Here is a 237-nt window from a genome sequence, read left to right on the forward strand (position 1 = left end):
GCCAGGAGCACCGCTGGGTAGCTATGTATGGACGAGATAAACGCTGAAAGCATCTAAGTGTGAAACTCGCCTCGAGATGAGATTTCCCATTTCCTTCGGGAAAGTAAGACCCCTCAGATATGATGAGGTAGATAGGATGGAAGTGGAAGCGCCGTGAGGCGTGGAGCGGACCATTACTAATCGGTCGAGGACTTAACCAAGGAGCGGTAGGTTTATTGGAAGAAAGGGATAGGATTT

General features: G+C 49.4%; 1 rRNA gene. It reads left to right on the forward strand.

Features of this window, described 5'->3' with window-relative positions:
- Positions 1-200: ribosomal RNA gene (locus H5S41_RS00475) — 23S ribosomal RNA — on the forward strand; the annotation flags it as partial.
- Positions 201-237: the final 37 nt, after the last annotated feature.

Source organism: Limosilactobacillus albertensis (assembly GCF_014145555.1).
GTDB classification, from domain to species: Bacteria; Bacillota; Bacilli; order Lactobacillales; family Lactobacillaceae; genus Limosilactobacillus; species Limosilactobacillus albertensis.